This window comes from Bradyrhizobium sp. SYSU BS000235 (assembly GCF_049747295.1).
Classification (GTDB): Bacteria; Pseudomonadota; Alphaproteobacteria; order Rhizobiales; family Xanthobacteraceae; genus Afipia.
This window is the reverse complement of record NZ_JBMHJM010000001.1, coordinates 4,105,596-4,122,603: the sequence shown is the minus strand read 5'-3', so window position 1 is coordinate 4,122,603 and position 17,008 is coordinate 4,105,596. Positions and strand designations below refer to the sequence as shown.

The 17,008-nt window shown below is 60.5% G+C and carries 15 protein-coding genes; 3 read left to right on the top strand and 12 right to left on the bottom strand.

Annotated elements, in window-relative coordinates; translation table 11 throughout:
* Positions 1-136 precede the first annotated feature (136 nt).
* The 3 genes from ACP0KA_RS19270 to ACP0KA_RS19260 are packed head-to-tail and all read left to right on the top strand — an operon-like array spanning position 137 to position 3,997.
* Positions 137-1,147 (top strand): TRAP transporter substrate-binding protein, encoded by a 1,011-nt coding sequence (locus ACP0KA_RS19270; protein ID WP_424630338.1) that lies wholly within the window; start codon positions 137-139, stop codon positions 1,145-1,147.
* A complete protein-coding gene (locus ACP0KA_RS19265; RefSeq protein WP_424630337.1) occupies positions 1,140-3,116 on the top strand; it encodes a TRAP transporter large permease subunit in 1,977 nt (658 codons plus the stop codon). The genes ACP0KA_RS19270 and ACP0KA_RS19265 overlap by 8 nt, the downstream gene beginning before the upstream one ends.
* A gap of 11 nt (positions 3,117-3,127) precedes the next feature.
* Positions 3,128-3,997, top strand: a complete 870-nt coding sequence (locus ACP0KA_RS19260; protein WP_424630336.1) for an amidohydrolase family protein — start codon at positions 3,128-3,130, stop codon at positions 3,995-3,997.
* A 126-nt stretch (positions 3,998-4,123) separates the two neighbouring features.
* Here the strand turns inward: ACP0KA_RS19260 and ACP0KA_RS19255 are convergent, their stop codons facing one another.
* The 12 genes from ACP0KA_RS19255 to ACP0KA_RS19200 all read right to left on the bottom strand — a co-directional run bounded on the left by ACP0KA_RS19255 (position 4,124) and on the right by ACP0KA_RS19200 (position 16,831).
* Positions 4,124-4,780, bottom strand: coding sequence for a hypothetical protein (locus ACP0KA_RS19255; protein WP_424630335.1), 657 nt, complete (start codon positions 4,778-4,780; stop codon positions 4,124-4,126).
* A 173-nt stretch (positions 4,781-4,953) separates the two neighbouring features.
* Complete coding sequence (locus tag ACP0KA_RS19250; protein WP_424630334.1) at positions 4,954-5,148, bottom strand: hypothetical protein; 195 nt, start codon at positions 5,146-5,148, stop codon at positions 4,954-4,956.
* 279 nt (positions 5,149-5,427) lie between these two features.
* A complete protein-coding gene (locus tag ACP0KA_RS19245) occupies positions 5,428-6,012 on the bottom strand; it encodes a protein-S-isoprenylcysteine O-methyltransferase (protein ID WP_424630333.1) in 585 nt (194 codons plus the stop codon).
* Positions 6,013-6,033: 21 nt separating this feature from the next.
* The gene (locus ACP0KA_RS19240; RefSeq protein WP_424630332.1) at positions 6,034-7,422 is read right to left on the bottom strand and encodes a hypothetical protein; all 1,389 of its coding nucleotides are present in this window, start codon (positions 7,420-7,422) and stop codon (positions 6,034-6,036) included.
* A gap of 231 nt (positions 7,423-7,653) precedes the next feature.
* Positions 7,654-8,364, bottom strand: coding sequence for an ABC transporter ATP-binding protein (locus tag ACP0KA_RS19235; RefSeq protein ID WP_424630331.1), 711 nt, complete (start codon positions 8,362-8,364; stop codon positions 7,654-7,656).
* Positions 8,361-9,089 carry an ABC transporter ATP-binding protein gene (locus ACP0KA_RS19230; protein ID WP_424630330.1) on the bottom strand — a complete coding sequence of 243 codons (729 nt, stop codon included), beginning with the start codon at positions 9,087-9,089 and terminating at the stop codon, positions 8,361-8,363. Before ACP0KA_RS19230 ends, ACP0KA_RS19235 begins: the two co-directional genes overlap by 4 nt.
* 80 nt (positions 9,090-9,169) lie before the next feature.
* Positions 9,170-10,345, bottom strand: coding sequence for a branched-chain amino acid ABC transporter permease (locus ACP0KA_RS19225; RefSeq protein ID WP_424630329.1), 1,176 nt, complete (start codon positions 10,343-10,345; stop codon positions 9,170-9,172).
* A complete protein-coding gene (locus ACP0KA_RS19220) occupies positions 10,332-11,252 on the bottom strand; it encodes a branched-chain amino acid ABC transporter permease (protein WP_424630328.1) in 921 nt (306 codons plus the stop codon). The genes ACP0KA_RS19225 and ACP0KA_RS19220 overlap by 14 nt, the downstream gene beginning before the upstream one ends.
* Before the next feature lie 67 nt (positions 11,253-11,319).
* Positions 11,320-12,489, bottom strand: a complete 1,170-nt coding sequence (locus ACP0KA_RS19215; RefSeq protein ID WP_424630327.1) for a branched-chain amino acid ABC transporter substrate-binding protein — start codon at positions 12,487-12,489, stop codon at positions 11,320-11,322.
* A 502-nt stretch (positions 12,490-12,991) separates the two neighbouring features.
* Positions 12,992-14,218, bottom strand: a complete 1,227-nt coding sequence (locus ACP0KA_RS19210; RefSeq protein WP_424630326.1) for an ABC transporter substrate-binding protein — start codon at positions 14,216-14,218, stop codon at positions 12,992-12,994.
* A gap of 212 nt (positions 14,219-14,430) precedes the next feature.
* Positions 14,431-15,333, bottom strand: a complete 903-nt coding sequence (locus ACP0KA_RS19205; protein WP_424630325.1) for an NAD(P)-dependent oxidoreductase — start codon at positions 15,331-15,333, stop codon at positions 14,431-14,433.
* A gap of 70 nt (positions 15,334-15,403) precedes the next feature.
* Positions 15,404-16,831 carry an aldehyde dehydrogenase family protein gene (locus ACP0KA_RS19200; protein WP_424630324.1) on the bottom strand — a complete coding sequence of 476 codons (1,428 nt, stop codon included), beginning with the start codon at positions 16,829-16,831 and terminating at the stop codon, positions 15,404-15,406.
* Positions 16,832-17,008 lie beyond the last annotated feature (177 nt).

Here is a 17,008-nt window from a genome sequence, read left to right as displayed (position 1 = left end):
AACATTGCCATCCATCTGCCGGTGCAGGCCTCCGCCCGCCGTCGCACGGTTTCAAGGAATAACGTCTATCGACTAACGACATTCACACATGCCGACCGGCGAAAGATCGGAGGCATTTTCAGGGAGACGAACGACCATGATTGAACGGCGCAAATTCTTGCAGATCGGCGCGACGGGTGCTGCCGCATCCATCACAATGCCTTTTGTCGGCCGCACCGGCTGGGCCAAAACGCCGACCCACACGCTCAAACTGACCTTCGCGGATACCCAGGCCCACCCGCTCTATGACGTGTTGAAGCGTTTTGCCGGGGACGTCTCCAAACGCACGGACGGTGAGATCGAGATCCAGGTGTTCAGCATCGGCCAGTTGGGCAGCGGCACCAACATCATGACCGGACTGCAGACCGGCATCATCGATTTCTGCGCCCACACCTCCGGCTTCATCGACACCGTGTTTCCGAAATTCCAGGTGGTGGACCTGCCTTTCCTGTTCCCCAACTCGGCTTCCGCCGAGCGCGTGCTGGACGGCCCCATCGGCACCAAGCTGCTCGACATGATGCCCTCAAAGGGCATCTACGGCCTCGGCTACGGTCACTGGGCCTGGCGCGTCATCTCCACGCGGGACAAGAAGGCCGCAACGCCTGACGGGATCAAAGGCCTCAAGATCCGCGTGCAGCCCGGCGCGATCTTCGCCGGCACATTCAAGGCGCTCGGTGCAAGCCCGGTCGCTATCGATCTCACGGAAGTTTATCTCGCGCTGTCGCAACACGTCATCGATGCCGTCGAGACGCCGATGATTTCGGTCGCGGCGACCAAGCAGGACGAGATCGTCAACACGGTCAACCTGACCAATCAGGTCTATAATGCCGGCGTGATGATGGCGAGCAAAGCCAAGTTCGACACCCTGCCCGCTTCCGCGCAGAAGGCGATTCGCGAGGCTTCTGTCGGACTGACCAAGGACTGGCGCACGACCATTGCGGCGAAGAGCGATGAAATCGCCGGCAAGTTCAAAGCCAAGGGCATGACGCTCGTCGACATCGATCAGGCCGCCTATCGCAAGGCCACCGAGAGCGTTTATCCGCAGTTCAAGGATATCATCGGCGCCGATATCTACGACGCGGTGCTCAAGGAAGTCGGGCATGGCTGATCAGGCCGCGCTCTCAGCGGGGCAGGACTTAGTGCAAGACTTAGTGCATCAAGACTCAGTGCATCACGAGTTGGCGGCGGGATCGGTCGATCCCGCCGCGCATTCAGTGCGGGATGGCCCGATCGCATCCTCCGTCCGGCGCACACTCAACGGCCTCGATGCGGTCTGCCGGGCCGTGCTGGTCGCTGCGCTGGTGATCGAGCTTGGTATCGTTCTGACCGAGATCGGCTCGCGGTTCTGGTTTCATCAGTCGCTGCTGTGGTCCGATGAAGCCGCGAAGATGTTTCTGTCGCTGATCGCCTTCATCGGCGGCGCACTGGCCTATCGCGCGCGGCATCACTCCACCGTGGAATTCCTGACGGCCAAGATGCCGGCCTCGCTGCGTCTATCCGTTGCCATCGGGATCGACCTTCTGGTGCTCGTGGTGGCCGCCGTGGTCGGTTACGTGTCGCTCAATCTGCTGTCGATCGCGTCGATGTCGAACACACCGATCCTCGACATCAATTCGGCGTGGCTGATGCTGCCGTTGACCATCGGCTTGGCGCTGTGCGTGATCTTCGCGCTCGAACGCCTCACCCTCGAATACGCGCCACGGCAGGTGTTTCCCGCCGCAATCGGGGTCGCGGTGCTGATTGGCATTGTCTACGCCGCCAGCATCGTGCCCGCGCTGCGGCTCAGCAATGGCACGGCGCTGGGCGTCATGCTGATTGCCTTCCTGCTCGCCGTGCTGCTGGGCCTCCCGGTCTCCTTCGCCATGCTGCTCGGATCGGTGATGTTCCTGTTGATCAGCGGCGTTGCCCCGCTGATTGCCGCAGCCCAAAATACATTCGACGGCACCACGAACTTCATTCTGCTCACCCTGCCGTTCTTCATCTGGGCCGGTCTCATCATGGAAAAAGGCGGCATCAGCCTCCGCCTGGTGCGCTTTGCTATGACGCTGGTGGGCCACATGCGCGGCGGCCTGCTGCAGGTGGTGGTGCTGACGATCTACATGATCTCCGGCATCTCGGGCTCGAAGATCGCCGACGTGGTGGCGGTCGGTTCGGTGCTGCGGCGCGAGTTGAAGAAGCAAGGCTACAGACCTGAGCAAGGCGCCGCCGTGCTGGCGTCTTCGGCTGCGATGTCCGAGACGATCCCGCCGAGTCTTGCCATGCTGGTGCTGGGCTCAGTGGCGCCGATCTCGATCGGAACGCTGTTCATCGCAGGCCTGCTGCCCGCCGCCGTCATCGCCACGTTGCTGATGATCCTCAACTACGTTCTGTCGCGCAACAACGGTGTCACGTCGATCCCTCGCGCGACATGGCCAGAACTGCTCCGCGCCAGCGGCGGCGCGGTCCTGCCATTGGTGATGCCGGTGATCATGGTGGTCGGCATCCGCTTCGGCATCGCCACGCCTACGGAAGTCTCCGCCGTCGCCGTGCTGTACGGTCTGGTGCTGGCGTACGTGATCTATCGCGCGGTCGATCTGAAGACGCTGTACACCATCGCCGTGGAATCGTGCCTGCTCGCCGGCATGGTGCTTTTCATCATTGCGGCTGCCTTCTCGTTCGGCTGGACGCTGACGGCGGCGAATCTTCCAGCCAATCTCGCCGCGATCCTGCATTCGCTCGGCGACAACCGCATCGTCTTCATTCTCGGCTCGATCGTGCTCCTGATGGTGGTCGGGTCATTGCTGGAAGGCCTGCCCGCGCTGATCATCTTAGGCCCGCTGTTGATGCCGATCGCCACGCAGTACGGCATCGACATCATCCACTACAGCATGATCATGATCCTCGCGATGGGCGTCGGCATCTTCATTCCGCCGATCGGCATCGGATTCTACGTCTCCTGCTCAGTCTCGGAGAGCCGGCTGGAGGCGACCAGCAAGGCGATGCTGCCCTACTTCATTGTCCTGATAATCGGCGTGCTGGTCGTGGCCTTCGTGCCGTGGTTCACCCACGTCATTCCCTCCCTTCTACAAAGCAAATAGAGAAACGTAGGATGACCCAACTCTGCCTGGCCCCCGACGCCAATCCAACTGCGCCGTCCTTTGCGATGCCGGCTAATGCCACCGACTGCCATATGCATATGTTCGGCACCGCACCGCAGTATCCGTATGTCGACGATCGGGACTACACGCCGCCGGAGGCGAACGTCGACGCCGTCCGCAAGCTCTACAAGGCCCTCGGCATCCAACGCGTCGTCGGCATCCAGCCTAGCGTTTATGGCACGGACAACCGCTGCCAGCTCGAATTCGGCGCCGCCTTGGGAATGCCGTTTCGCGCCATCATCGTGCCGGCGCCTGATCTGACCGACAGTGATCTCGACAGACTGCACCAGCAAGGCGTGCGCGGCATCCGCTACATTCTCGCCCACCCCGGCGGCCTCGATTTAAGCGGTCTTGAGCACGACGCGGATCGCTGCCGCGCGCGCGGATGGCATCTGGAGTTTCTGCTCAAAGGGCCGCAATTGATCGAGCTGGAAGATCGCCTTGCCAAACTCTCCTGTCCGGTGTCGGTCGATCACTTCGCCTTCATCAATCCGAGCGACGGCGTCCAGCACCCGGCGTTTCAGGCGCTGTTGCGGCTGCTGAGCAACGGCAATTCATGGGCGAAATTTTCCGGCGCCTATCGCGCTGCCGGTCAGGCCGAGCACTATGACGGACTGCTTCCGATGGCGCGGGTAATGGTCGAGGTGAACCCGGACAGGATCGTGTGGGGGAGCGACTGGCCGCATGTCGGTCAGATGAAGCAGATGCCCAAGACCACGCCGCTGCTTAACCTGCTGCAGGACTGGGCGCCGAGCGATGAACTCCGCCGCAAGATCCTGGTCGACAATGCGACGGTGTTTTACGGGTTCGACAAGGCGTAGCCTGGCCTGCTTTTTTTCCAGTTATTGCATACACAAACGACCGGCGGGCTTACCGCCCACCGATCGTTTGTCCCCCTCCGTTGCTACTTTCGCCTCCCCGTTAAACAATCGCGTCAGCGAGCCAGATCATGACCCGCGCTCGGGGGCGAGCTGCACCACCTTGCGGTTGCCGTTGATCTTGCGGAGATTGTCGACCCACTCCTCCGGGTACAGCAGGTGCGTGTATGGCGTCTTCAAACCCATATACTTCGCAATGTCGCCGATAAACGCCGTGCAGTTGTACGTCACAGCATTCCACACCGGCGAACTGTTCTGCAGCTTCTTGATGTATGCGAAGACCCGTTTTCCGTCCGCCTCGCTGAGATAGACGCGATAGCTGCTCGTCAGATATTGAGCATCCAGATCACCGTAACTTGCGCCCGTTTCCGACGGCACCGGCAGCACATGGCCGAGAACGTAAGGCACCGTGCTTTCTCCGCGCGGATGCAGCCCGGCCACTTCAACCATCCGGTCAGTCCTGCGGCCATACCAGACAAACGCATGACCATAACTCGCCGCAGTCCGCGCACGGAAATCGACGTAGTACGGATATTGCTGCCGCGGCTTGTGGGCCTGTCTGTCGAACGTCTCCGACGTCGTCGCGGCCTGGCTACCTCTTTCAGGCTCGCCGCGCGCCGCGAGTTGCTGCGCGGAAGCGATTCCTGTGCCCGCACAGATCGAAGCCGCGAGCACACAAATACCTGTCAGGGAAAAGCCTCTACGGCTCCCTTTCCTTGAAGTCATCTGCACTGTCAGCTCCCCAATTTCAAAGCCGTCCGAGAGGACCGCTTTTCAGAAGGAATTCCAGAGACATGAATCAGAAGAACCCGAGTCCAAAGGACTGGAATCCCCAAAAGACTCGCATCCCCGCCCGGAGACGTACCTAGGAGGCACGCCATCCGGAGCGTGGATATCGATTACCCCTTGGTTACGACGGGAGCAGCAGCAGTCGGATACTTTCCGACTGGATACTTCCCAACCGGATATTTGCCGATTGGCATTTTTCCAACGGGCGCCTGTGAGTACACAGGTTGAGCGCGTGGAAGATCGGCAGCGGTAGCGGCAGTTACCATCGCGAGCACTGCGCCCGTTGCGATGAGAGCTTTCAGCATGAACTATCTCCTTAGATAAGGACGGAGAACTTCAGCAGTGTTCGAAAACCCCATTTGCGGCGATTTACGCTCGGAAAGCTTGCCACAGCATGGTTTCCAGACAACTAAAAGCGTCCCGATTGGACGACCCTACGCGCGTTTTCTGAGGCATGTGCCCGAAATGACACGCCCATTCGAAATCCTGCACGCCTTCAGGATGATCGTACCGCTTCGCGGACAATCATTTGCCGCACTTTTGCCTGCGATGCACAGTGAAGGTGCAATGCGCCGACCGCGGCGCTAGTAAATCCACGGAATCACGCGGCAGGTCCGGGACATATATTTCCGATAATCCTCGCCGAAACTCTCCAGCATCAACGCTTCCTCTTTCGCCACGCGGCCAAAGAACAGAATGCCGAAGCCAACGAGACCAGCGCAGCCGGCGAACCAGTTCGGAAGCAGCAAGGCTTGCGCAATGGCCCACAGCCAGAAGGCCGTATACATCGGGTGCCGTAGGTAGCGATAAACACCGTCCGAAATCAGCGTGTGACTTTCGCGAACTTCAAGACTGACGGACCAATTCCGCCCAAGCGCTTTGTGGGTCAAGCGAAACATCACGAGCGCGGCGATCGCCACGACAAGGCCAAGCCACGCCTGGGCCGGCCGGAAGGAATAGCCCGCAAAGCGCGGAAAGCCGGTCGCAATGTAGACAAAGGGCAGAATGCCCAAGCCCGTGAGTGAAACCAATAACAACGCAATCTCGCGCGGACCACGCGCGTTGCGCACCACAGGCGTGCGACGGGATCTTCGCTCGTAGGGGAAGCGGATCACGTACCAGCCCAAGGCGAGAAGCGCGAAAATCACCTTTGCAATTGATGGCGTCAACGTCAGTCCATCCCTGCTTGCTCAGGCAGCGGCATGATGATTTGGCTCGTGATGATCCGGATCGGAGCCGATCAATGCGCCGTTCGCGTCGAATGCCGAAGCTGCGCCATCCGGCGATTCGACCTGCTGCCTTGCTGATAACGGACCGCAGACCAGCATGAAATAATCGTACGGTGTGCGGCGCTCGTTGCCGCTGATGAACTGATTATGCACCCGGTAGAAATTGCGGCGGATACGACGATAGGAAGCTGGATCCAGCATGTTTCTGATTTTCACGATCCGCACCGCAGGACGGTCAATGGCCGTCAGCCCCACCTCAGATACCGGATTGGTCTTGTAGAAATTCATCACGTCCGTCAACGCCTGATACTCGGCCCAGAATATTCCGGAGGCCGCGGCCACACGCTGAAGCGAACCACGGAAACGTCTAGCTCCCCGGTGCAGTCCGATCTTAAGGATCGACGAGCCCACGGACAGAAATGCCACGCGTGGCAAGCTTACGCCAATGGAAGGATTGCCCTTCAGCACGCGGTCCAGAAGGTCGATCGCGAGCACCGCGCCGAGGCTGTGGCCAACGACGAGGATCTCATCCACGTGAGCGCTGCGAGCAGCGGTATCAATATCCTTCGCAATAAAGTCGAATCTTTTTTCAAGGACAGGATAGCCTGCATGGATGTAGTTAGTGGAGAATATCCAATCGTCGAACAACGTGACAATGCCGAGCCACCGGGACGGTCCTCGCACCAGGGCAACGAGCATCAAGAGCCCCGCGATCACCCCGATCCAAATTGAACCGCTCACTTTGGTAAGAAAATCCCCCGTAAACCAGGCAATGATGATGAAAATATCGAAAAGCAGGAATGGATAAAGAAAGAAGAGCGCATAGCGCCAATTGGTACGTATGTAACCCCACAGCGCGCCTGCCGCGGTAAAATCAAGAAACGCCACCTGACTGAGGGGAAAGCGCTGCCACCAGGGCCGACGCGCAACAGCCTTGATGATGTCATCCCAGCGCACCAGACAATAACGTGTCTCAACACGCCAATTGGGGCCCGTTGTCGTGATCTGCCATGTCGCCTCATCAGCCGCGACGCTCAGTGGCGAAACTGCGGCGGCCGCGCACCAGGTTTTCTCAAATCGTTTCAGCTCACGGATAAACCGGCGATATGATTTCTCCGGCAACATATGCGGATCATAACCGCCAAGATGAAAGACCAGTCTCGTTCGGATAAGCGGGTCGTCTGTCATCGCGCCCCTCAATGTCGAACTTAAAAATGAATCGTAGCGAGCTTCCTTCAATCCGGTAACTTCAAATCGAAAACTTAATCCAGGCGATTCAATCAAAGCGCTGCGCACTGGCATCAGCAGAAGGCAAACGTGCCGCACCGGTAAATATTGAGAATTGTCCAAGTGCTTGACGAAGCGTCGTTATGAAGAGCGTTATTAGGTACTTTAGCGACCTGCTTGCACGCCTAGTCTGCGGTCGCCTTAAACATCGTGGCCGTGATCTCGATTACAGTCAGCAGGTCGACCCTCGAGCAGACTGAGCCCCTCCTCGAAACAAGCTTTGCGGCAAATCAAAATCCGCCGGAGGGAGCACACTGCCACGCACGTTTCCGCACCTCAAGGCCATCCGCAGCCCTACCCGAAATAGGCTTCCTTCACCTCGTCCCGGCTCGCCAGTTCCTCCGGCGTGCCGCCGGCGACGACCCGTCCCTTGGACAACACATAACCATAGTGAGAGATCGCCAGCGTCTGATGCACGTTCTGCTCGACGAGAAAGACGGTGATGCCCCGCTCGTTGATTTGCCGGACGATATTAAAGTTCTCCTTCACGAACCGCGGCGACAGCCCGAGCGACGGCTCGTCGATCAACAACAGCTTCGGCGCGCGCATCAGCCCGCGACCGATCGAGACCATCGCCTGCTCGCCGCCCGACATTGTGCCGGCCAACTGGGTCCGCCGTTCGGCCAGCCGCGGAAACAGGGAGTAGACTTCATCCATGCGCGACCGAATGAGTGATGCCGAGGTCTCCTGATAAGCGCCGAGGCGCAGGTTTTCCTCGACGGTGAATTTCGGAAATACCCGGCGGCCTTCCGGAATGCAGGCGATGCCGGCGGCCACCACCTTGTGGGTCGGCAACGCTGCGATATCCACCCCGTCGAACATGATGCGGCCGGAGCGCGCCGGCGTGAGACCAAGGATCGAGCGGATCAGCGTGGTCTTGCCCGAGCCGTTGGAGCCGAGCAGACAGGTGACCCTGCCGGGCTCGATGGTCAGGGAGACCCCTTCGAGGACATCGGCCTTGTCGTAGGCCGAGTAGACGTTCTCGATCATCAATTTGCCGCTCATACCGACGCCCCCAGATAGGCTTCCTGCACCAGCGGGTCGGCGGCGACGCTGCGATAGGGTCCGTCCGCGATCTTGCGTCCGAAATTCAGCACGACGCAGCGGTTGGTGATCCGCTCGATCACGCCCATTTCGTGCTCGACGATGACGATGGTCAGGTTGCGGTTCTGGTCACGCACCAGCAGGATGTCGTTCATCAGTTCGGCGGTCTCGTCATGGGTCATGCCGGCGGACGGCTCGTCGAGCAGCAGCAGCCGCGGCGCGCTGATCAGCGCGCGGCATATCTCGATTCGGCGACGGTCGATCATCGGCAACGCGCCGACCGGATCGAACATCCGCTTCACCAGCGGCGGCGAGAAGATTTCCAGCAGCGCCCTCGCCGCTTGATAGTTTGTCTCGAACTCGTCCTTGAAGGCGCTTCGCTGCATCAGGTTGAACCAGAGTCCCTGATTGAGCCGCTTGTGGTTGCCGATCATGATGTTGTCGAACAGCGACAGCGGCAGCGACAGGCGCGAGCGCTGGAAGGTGCGCGCGACGCCGGCGTGATACATCTTCTGCGACGACGCGCCGGTGACATCAGCGTCCTCGAAGGTCACCGTGCCGCCATTCGGCCGATAGATGCCGGTGATGACATTGAAGAAGGTGGTTTTGCCGGAGCCGTTCGGCCCGATCAGGCCGAGAATTTCGTTGGCGTTGACGCTCAGGTCGAGACTGTCGAGCGCGACCACGCCCCCGAACCTGCGGGTCAGCCCGCGCGCTTCAAGAATGGCCGGGTTTGTGGTCGGGGCCGCGGCCGTCATGGCTTCACTCATGGCTGCGCTCCCGGAAAGTAGCGCCGCACCGGACGCGGCAGCAACCCATCCGGCCGGAACAGCAGCACCGCAATGACCAGCACGGCGTAGATCAGGAAGCGATATTCCTGAATGGTCTGCAGTTTTTCCGGCACGATCACGACGATGATCGTCGCCACGATCATCCCCCAGACGTTGCCGATTCCGCCAAGCAGCAAGATCGACACCAGGATCAGCGAATCCGCGAAGGTGTAGTTGTTCGGTGCAATGAAGCTCCCGACCATGCCGAACAGCGCGCCCGCCATGCCGATCAACAGATTGCCAAGCGTGAACGCGACGATCTTCCAGCGCGCGATATTGAGGCCGAAGCAGCCGGCCGCGGTCTCATCGAGCCGCAGCGCATCGAGGTTGAGACCGATCCAGCTCCGCTCCAGCCGCTGCACCAGCACGAAGGCGCCGATCAGCAACAGCATGCTGATCAGGAAATAGTTCAGATAGAACGACAGATCGATACTACCAATCGAGATGTTGTCGTTGAACGACCAGCCGAAGATGCTCATGCCGCCGACCTGCAGGCCCTGCGGACCACCGAGCACGTCGTTGACTTCAAGGAAGGTCTTAAACAGCAGTGCGAAAGCGATGGTCACCAGTGCCGCATAGTGGCCGCGGGTGCGCAGCACCGGCAGCAGCAGCAGCGAGCCGATCAGCGCCGCGCATACCCCGCCGATCAGCACCACCAGCAGTGTCGGTACCGCCGTATGAGCGTTGAGCACGGCCGCCGTATAAGCGCCGATGCCGAAGAACGATGCCCCGGCGAAATTGACGATGCCCGAATAGCCAAACTGCACGTTCAGGCCGAGCGTCGCCACGATGGTGAGGATCACGGTGACGACCAGCAGCAAAACGAAGTGGTTGTCGTGAAAATAAGCGGCAAGCGCGAAGGCCGCGACCACCGCGAACAGGCTGAAAGTGCCTTCATGATCCGCGAAGCTGCGGCCAATGGCGCCGAACGCACCGAAATAGTTTGCCGCGAGAACCGCGACAATCGCTGCAGCCAACAGGCCGATGATCAGGTTCTGTTCCTCGACCGCCAGCAGCGCGATGAGATAGCCGGTGGCAAGGACCAGTGCGGCGAGGCTCGGCCACAACGGCGCTTGGGATAGTTTCGTTTCAGTCATGTCAGACCCGCTCACTGATCTTTTCCTGGATCAGGCCGGTCGGACGCCAAGCCATGAAGATGATGACGACGGTGAAGGCGAACACATCCTTGTAGGCACTGGCAAACGGCAGCGCCACCGCGCCGATGGTCTGCAGCGCGGCGAACAGGAAGCCGCCGAGAATCGCGCCATAAATGCTGCCGAGCCCGCCGAGAATGGCCGCGGCAAAGCCGATGACGCCGAGCAGAAGACCGATGCCGAAATTGATCTCGTTATAATAGAGCCCGTTCATGATGCCGGCGAAGGCCGCCAGTCCCGAACCGATGGCGAACGTGATCAGGACCACCACCGTGAAATTGATCCCCATGGTGCGTGCGGTCTCATCGTCCTGCGCGACGGCGCGGATGGCGAGCCCAAGCCGCGTCCGGTTGAGCAGCAGCTGCAATCCGACGATCACGCCGAGGCCGGCGGCCAGCATGATGAGGTTGTCGTAACGCAGGTTGAAGCTACCGATATTGATCGAGCCGGATGGCAGCAGCGCCGGAAACGGCTTCGGATTCGCGCCTTCCGGATAGAACAGCCGCACCATCTCGCGCAGCACCGTGCCGAGCATCAGCGTGATCAGCAGCGTGTTGAGCGGCGGCGCCGATCGCAGCGGCAGCACCATGGTGCGGGCAATGACCATGCCGAGCAGCGCGGTTGCGAACACCGCAACGACAAGCATGACGATCAGCAGGATCGGGTTGGAATCCAGACCGACGGCCTTCAGCCCGCCGAAGGTCGCCAGCGCAACAAAGGCGCCGACGGTGAGCACGTCACCATGCGAGAACTTGATGACATCGAGCACGCCGAAAAACAACGTGAACCCGACCGCAACCAGCGCATACATCGTGCCGAGCATCAGCCCGTTCATGATGTATTGGGCAATCAGCCCGGCATCCATGTCGTCACTCCCGATAAAAGAAAAAAGCGGAACGGAATCTGACGACTCCGCTCCGCTCAAGATGGATTTACTTCTGTCCGGGGAGCTTGCGCTTGCCGGAGGCGTATTCGCTGTCGTCCCACTCGATGAACTTGCCGTCCTGCACCACATATTTGGTGACGACAGGAACGGTGTTCTGGCCGTGATCGTCGAAGGTGACCTTGCCGACGATGGAGTCGCGGTTGTCCACCTTCGCCAATTCGGCCACGACCTTCTTGCGATCCGGCCCGACCTTTTCGATCGTGTCGATGATCAGGTCCATCGCAGCGAATGCGAAGGGTCCGTAGGCTTCCGGCGCGCCGTCATACTTCTGCTCGGCGTATTTCTCGAGGAACATCTTGCCGCCAGGCAGCTTCTCGGTCGGCGCGCCCTCGCGGAACGCCAGCGTGCCTTCGGCGAGCGGGCCCAGGCCCTGGATATAGGCATCGGAAACAATGCCGGAGGTGCCGTCGAACACCGCCTTGATGCCGAGCTTGTCCATCTGCGAACGGATGCGCACGCCGATCGGCGTCAAACCGCCGAAATAGATCACTTCGGGATTGAGCGCCTTGATCTGGGTAAGTTCGGCGGTGAAATCCTGCTGGTCGGCAGTGACGCCAAACGTACCGACAATCTTGCCGCCACGCTTCTCCAGGGACTCCCTGAAATACTTTTCGTGCCCCTTGCCGTAGTCGGTGGTGTCGTGAATGACGGCAAAGTTCTTGTAGCCGAGCTTGGTCAGCAGTTCGGCATTCGCTTCGTTCTGGTTGATCATCGTGCCATTGACGCGATGCACCTCCGCGATCTTCTTGCGGTAGGTAATGTCGGGCAGCACGGCGCCCCAGACGATGATCGGCAGGTTGAATTTCCCGTAGACATCAACCGTGGCGATGGCCGTGGCGGAGCAGTAATGCGTCGCGGCTGCGATCACGCTGCGATCGGTCGCCATCTTGGTGGCCACCTGCACCGCCACGTTGGGCTTGCACTCGTCATCGAGAACGACGAGTTCGTAGTCGTATTTGCTCTTCGGATCGGCGTTGTGCAGGCGAACGGCGAGATCCGCCGAATTGCGGCCGCCGATGCCGACCACCGAATTGCCGCCGGTCAGCGGGCCGATGAAACCGACCTTGACCTTGTCCTTCGCTTCGGCCGGAGTGCCAACTCCCGCAAGCAAAGCAGCTACCATCATGGCGATCAGGCCGCCGGTCTTCTTCATCATTTCGCTTATCCTCCCACCTGAGTGCGCGAGCGGCCAGTGCGGTGGATCTGACGTTCGTATCAGTATTCACCGCTGGTCCGTCATACGAACGTCAGATCCAAAACCGCACTAGATTTATATTCTTCCAGTGTCTCTTAGGTTCTGACACTCGTAAACGAGCTAGCCCCAAATTCATACGAATGCCAAAACCGGGACACGAGAGTATCCCAGCCTTGGTTCGCGAGGCGCGGAGTATTAATGGTTTGAACGGCTTACGCAACTCACCATCGCCGCGAACTGCGCTGGGCGGGCTGGCCGATACGTGGCACGGAGCCGCAGCAGCAGAGCGTCCGCAACGCGGGCATCGGAGGAAAAGCTGATTTTTCGCGTTAAATCGACAGGTCTGCTCACCCGGACCGCTACCGACGGGGGCGTGGCGCAAATCAGGATTGCGTGCGGCGAAGACTGAACAGCCGAATTAAACCATGACCGGCATTATGCCGGTCATGCTCGCCAAAACGCGTCAGGTCTTCACCAGCGGACAGCCGACCTCATTGAGCGGCTTGGTGGCTTCGACCGCGGAGGTGGTCGAAACCACCTTGCAGTAATCCCACGGGCCTTTACTCTCGGTGGGCTTCTTCACCTGCAACAGGTAAGCCGGCAGCACGGCGCGGCCGTCGGCGCGGATCGAACCGGGGCCGAACGCGTCGTCATCCGATGGCAGCTCTTTCATCTTGGCCACCGTCGCCGCCCCGCTCTTCTTGGCCGCCGCAGCGCCCAGCGCCGCCACCGCCTTGAGATAATGCAGCGTCACACCGTAGCAGCCGGCATGCGTCATGCCCGGATAGGTTCCGTTCATGCGCGGCAGCACGCGCTTGGTGAACGCGCGGGTGCGATCGTTCAGGTCCCAATAGAAGCTGTTGGAGAACAACAAGCCCTGCATGGTGTTGAGGCCGACGGAGTGAATGTCGTTGAGGAAGGTCACCAGCGCCGCGACTTTCATCTTGTTGGTGATGCCGAACTCGCCGCCCTGCTTCAAACAGGTTGCGAGATCCGATCCGCCGATCGACAGGCCGAGGGTGTCGGCACCGCTGTTCTGCGCCGCCAGCAGGAATGACGAGAAGTCCGATGCGTTGAGCGGCACCTTGGCATTGCCGAGCACCTTGCCGCCGGCCTGTTCGACAAAGCGGCTGGTTTCCTCGGTCAGCGACAGGCCGAACGCGTTGTCGGTGGAGAGGAAGAACCACTTCTTGCCGCCGCCCTTGACGATCTCGAGCGCGACGCCCTTCGAGAACATATAGCCGTCATAGGTCCAGTTGACGGTGACCGGCGTGCATTGCTTGCCGGTGAAATCGGTCGAGGTGACCGCGACGCCCAGACACGCCTTGTCACGTTCCTTGCAGATGAACGATGCCGCCAGACCGACCGAGGAATTCGGCCCGGCGATGACCATGTCGACACTTTCGTTATCGAGCCAGCGGCGCACGATGGCGGAGCCGACATCGGCCTTGTTCTGGTGATCGCCGAAAACGACCTCGACCCCGAAGCCTTTTTCCTTGGCGGTAAATTCTTCCACCGCCTGCTTGGCGCATTCGACGCCCGGAGGGCCTAACAGATCCGTGTAAAGACCGGAGAAGTCGGCAAGCACGCCGATCTTGATGGTCGGCGTCTGCGAGAAGGCCGGGCGAGCGAACGCGCCGGCGGCAACAGCGGCGGAGCCCAGCATCAGGCTGCGGCGGGACAGGTTCATAGGGACGTTTCCTCACGATGACTTTTGTTGGGCGGTTGGTTCGCCTTTGCTCGCACTTTGTGGATGTCTGCCGACGATCTCAAAATGCCGAGCCGTGATAACTGCTATTCATTCCTGCGATGCCTGCCGCGGAATGCCGAAAACAAAAAAGCCTCCGGCTTTCGGCCGGAGGCTTTTTCAGGAGGGCAACAGCTTATCTCGTGGATAGTCCGTTACTTCTTGGGCAATCTTGGCTTCTTGATCCCGGCGAGATCGCACAGCGCGTCCACCATGGCGGAGAAGTCCTTGCCGCCGAAGCCACGGGAGCGTGCGGTGCTGAAGGCTTCGCGTGCGGCAGCCGCCATCGGCATCGGCACCTTGGCCGCGTTGGCGGAATCGATCACCAGCGTCAGGTCCTTGTGCGCGAGATCGATGGTGAAGCCCGGTTCGATATCGTCCACCAGCACCTTGGTCGGCCACGCAATCTTCAATTGGCCGTTCACCGCGGTGGTGCCGTACAGCACGTCGAGTGTGCGTTCGAGGTTGAGGCCGAAGCGCTGCGACAGCGCGAGCGCTTCCGCGTTCATCTGGCAGGAGGAGACCGCGAGGAAGTTGTTGACGATCTTGGTGCGGGTGCCGGTGCCGACGTCGCCGCAGTGATAGATCGTGGTGCCCATGGCCTCGAGCAGCGGCTTCACGCGCTCGAAATCCTTCACCGAGCCGCCAACCATAAAGAGTGATTCACCGCGGTCAGCATGGCTGGCGAGACGGCCCACCGGCGCATCGACAAAGCCGATGCCCTTGGCTGCCGCTGCCTGTGCCAGGCGATCCGTGGTGTTCGGATCGATGGTGCTCATATCAAGGATCAGCGAGCCGGGCTTCGCATTGGCGATGATGCCGTCCATGCGCGTGATCACGTCTTCCACGACGGCGGAGTTCGGCAGCATGGTGACGATAATGTCGGACTTCTTCGTGACTTCGGCGACGGTGGGGGCGCTGCTGGCCTGAAGCAGTTCAAGCTCCTTCACGGCGTCCAGGTTGATATCGTTGACCGTGAGGCGGAAGCCCTTCCGGACAAGATTGGAGGCCATGGGGCGGCCCATGCGGCCCAATCCGATAAACCCGATCTGTTCCATTTCGTCTCTCTCCTTTTTATTTTGTCTTGCAGGCAGCGGTTGCCACACGCGTCATCATCATCGCCGCTCTTTAAGCGACGTAGGACGTTTTGACGATGGTGTAAAACTCTGCTGCATAGCGGCCCTGCTCGCGCGGACCGTAGCTCGATCCCTTCCGGCCGCCAAACGGCACGTGATAGTCGAGGCCGGCGGTGGCGAGGTTGACCATGGTCAGGCCGGACTGGATGTTGGCCTGGAAGTGGCGGGCATGCTTCTGCGATGTGGTGACGATGCCGGCGGACAGGCCGAAATCAGTGTCGTTGGCGACATGCAGCGCCTCGTCGTAGTTCTTGACGCGGATCACGGAGGCGACCGGTCCGAAGATTTCCTCGCGGTTGATCCGCATCGCGTTGTTGGTCTCGGTGAACAGCGTCGGCGACAGATAGAAGCCCGGCGTTTCGCGGTTGAGGCGCTGACCGCTGACGCGCTTCTTCGCGCCTTCCTTTTCACCGATGTCGATGTATTTCAGGTCCTGATCGAGCTGGCGCTGGTCCACCACCGGGCCGACCTGGGTTGTCGGCTTCAGGCTGTGGTCGATCACCAGCTTGTCGAGCCGCTCGGCGACCGCCGCAACGAAGCGATCGTGAATGCCCTCGGTCACGATCAGGCGGCTCGAGGCGGTGCAGCGCTGGCCGGTCTGGAAGAACGATCCATCCACCGCACAATTGACAGCGGTGTCGAAGTCGGCGTCGTCGAGCACGACCAGTGGATTCTTGCCGCCCATTTCGCACTGCACGCGGATCATCCGCGCGGCGGCGGCCTGCACCACCTTGCGGCCGGTGGCCACCGAACCCGTGAACGTCACGGCATCGACGCCATCGATAATGGCCTGACCGACGACCGGGCCGGTGCCCATCACCAGATTCACGACGCCCGCAGGCGCGCCAGCCTTCTGAATAATGTCCACCAGCATGCGACCGCTGGCCGGCGTCAGTTCGGCCGGCTTGAACACCACCGTGTTGCCGTAAGCGAGCGCCGGCGCGATCTTCCAGGCCGGAATGGCGATGGGGAAATTCCACGGCGTGATGATGCCGATGACGCCGGCCGGCTCGCGGGTGATCTCGACATCGATACCGGGGCGCACCGACGCCACCTTCTCACCGGCGATACGCACGGTTTCTCCGGCAAAAAAGCGAAACACCTGCGCCGCGCGGGTCACTTCGCCAATGCCCTCCGCGCGGGTCTTGCCTTCCTCGCGCGCCAGCAGTTCGCCGAGCTCTTCCCGCCGATCGAGCAATTCCGATGAGACCTTGTACAGGATGTCCGACCGCACCTGCGTGGTCGAGCGCGCCCATGCGGGCGCTGCAGCGCGGGCCGCAGCGATGGCGTTCTTGACATCCGTTGCCGTTCCCAGCGCAAACGCACCGATGATGTCGTTGGTATCGGACGGATTGACGTTATCCATCGCTGATGACCCGCCGACCCACTCGCCTGCAATCAGATGTCCTTGGATCGTCATTCTCGCCTCTCCGCTTTTGGAAACTCAACCTGGCCGGGAATTCGCTTAAGGATTCAAAGCCGCAGGCCGTCATTTGCAGCCAGTCGTACCCCGCCGGATGCCTTGGCCACCTATAAAAGATCGGCATGACAGCTCGAATGAGATGCGAAGGTGCGTGGCCGGAAACGATGCCATACC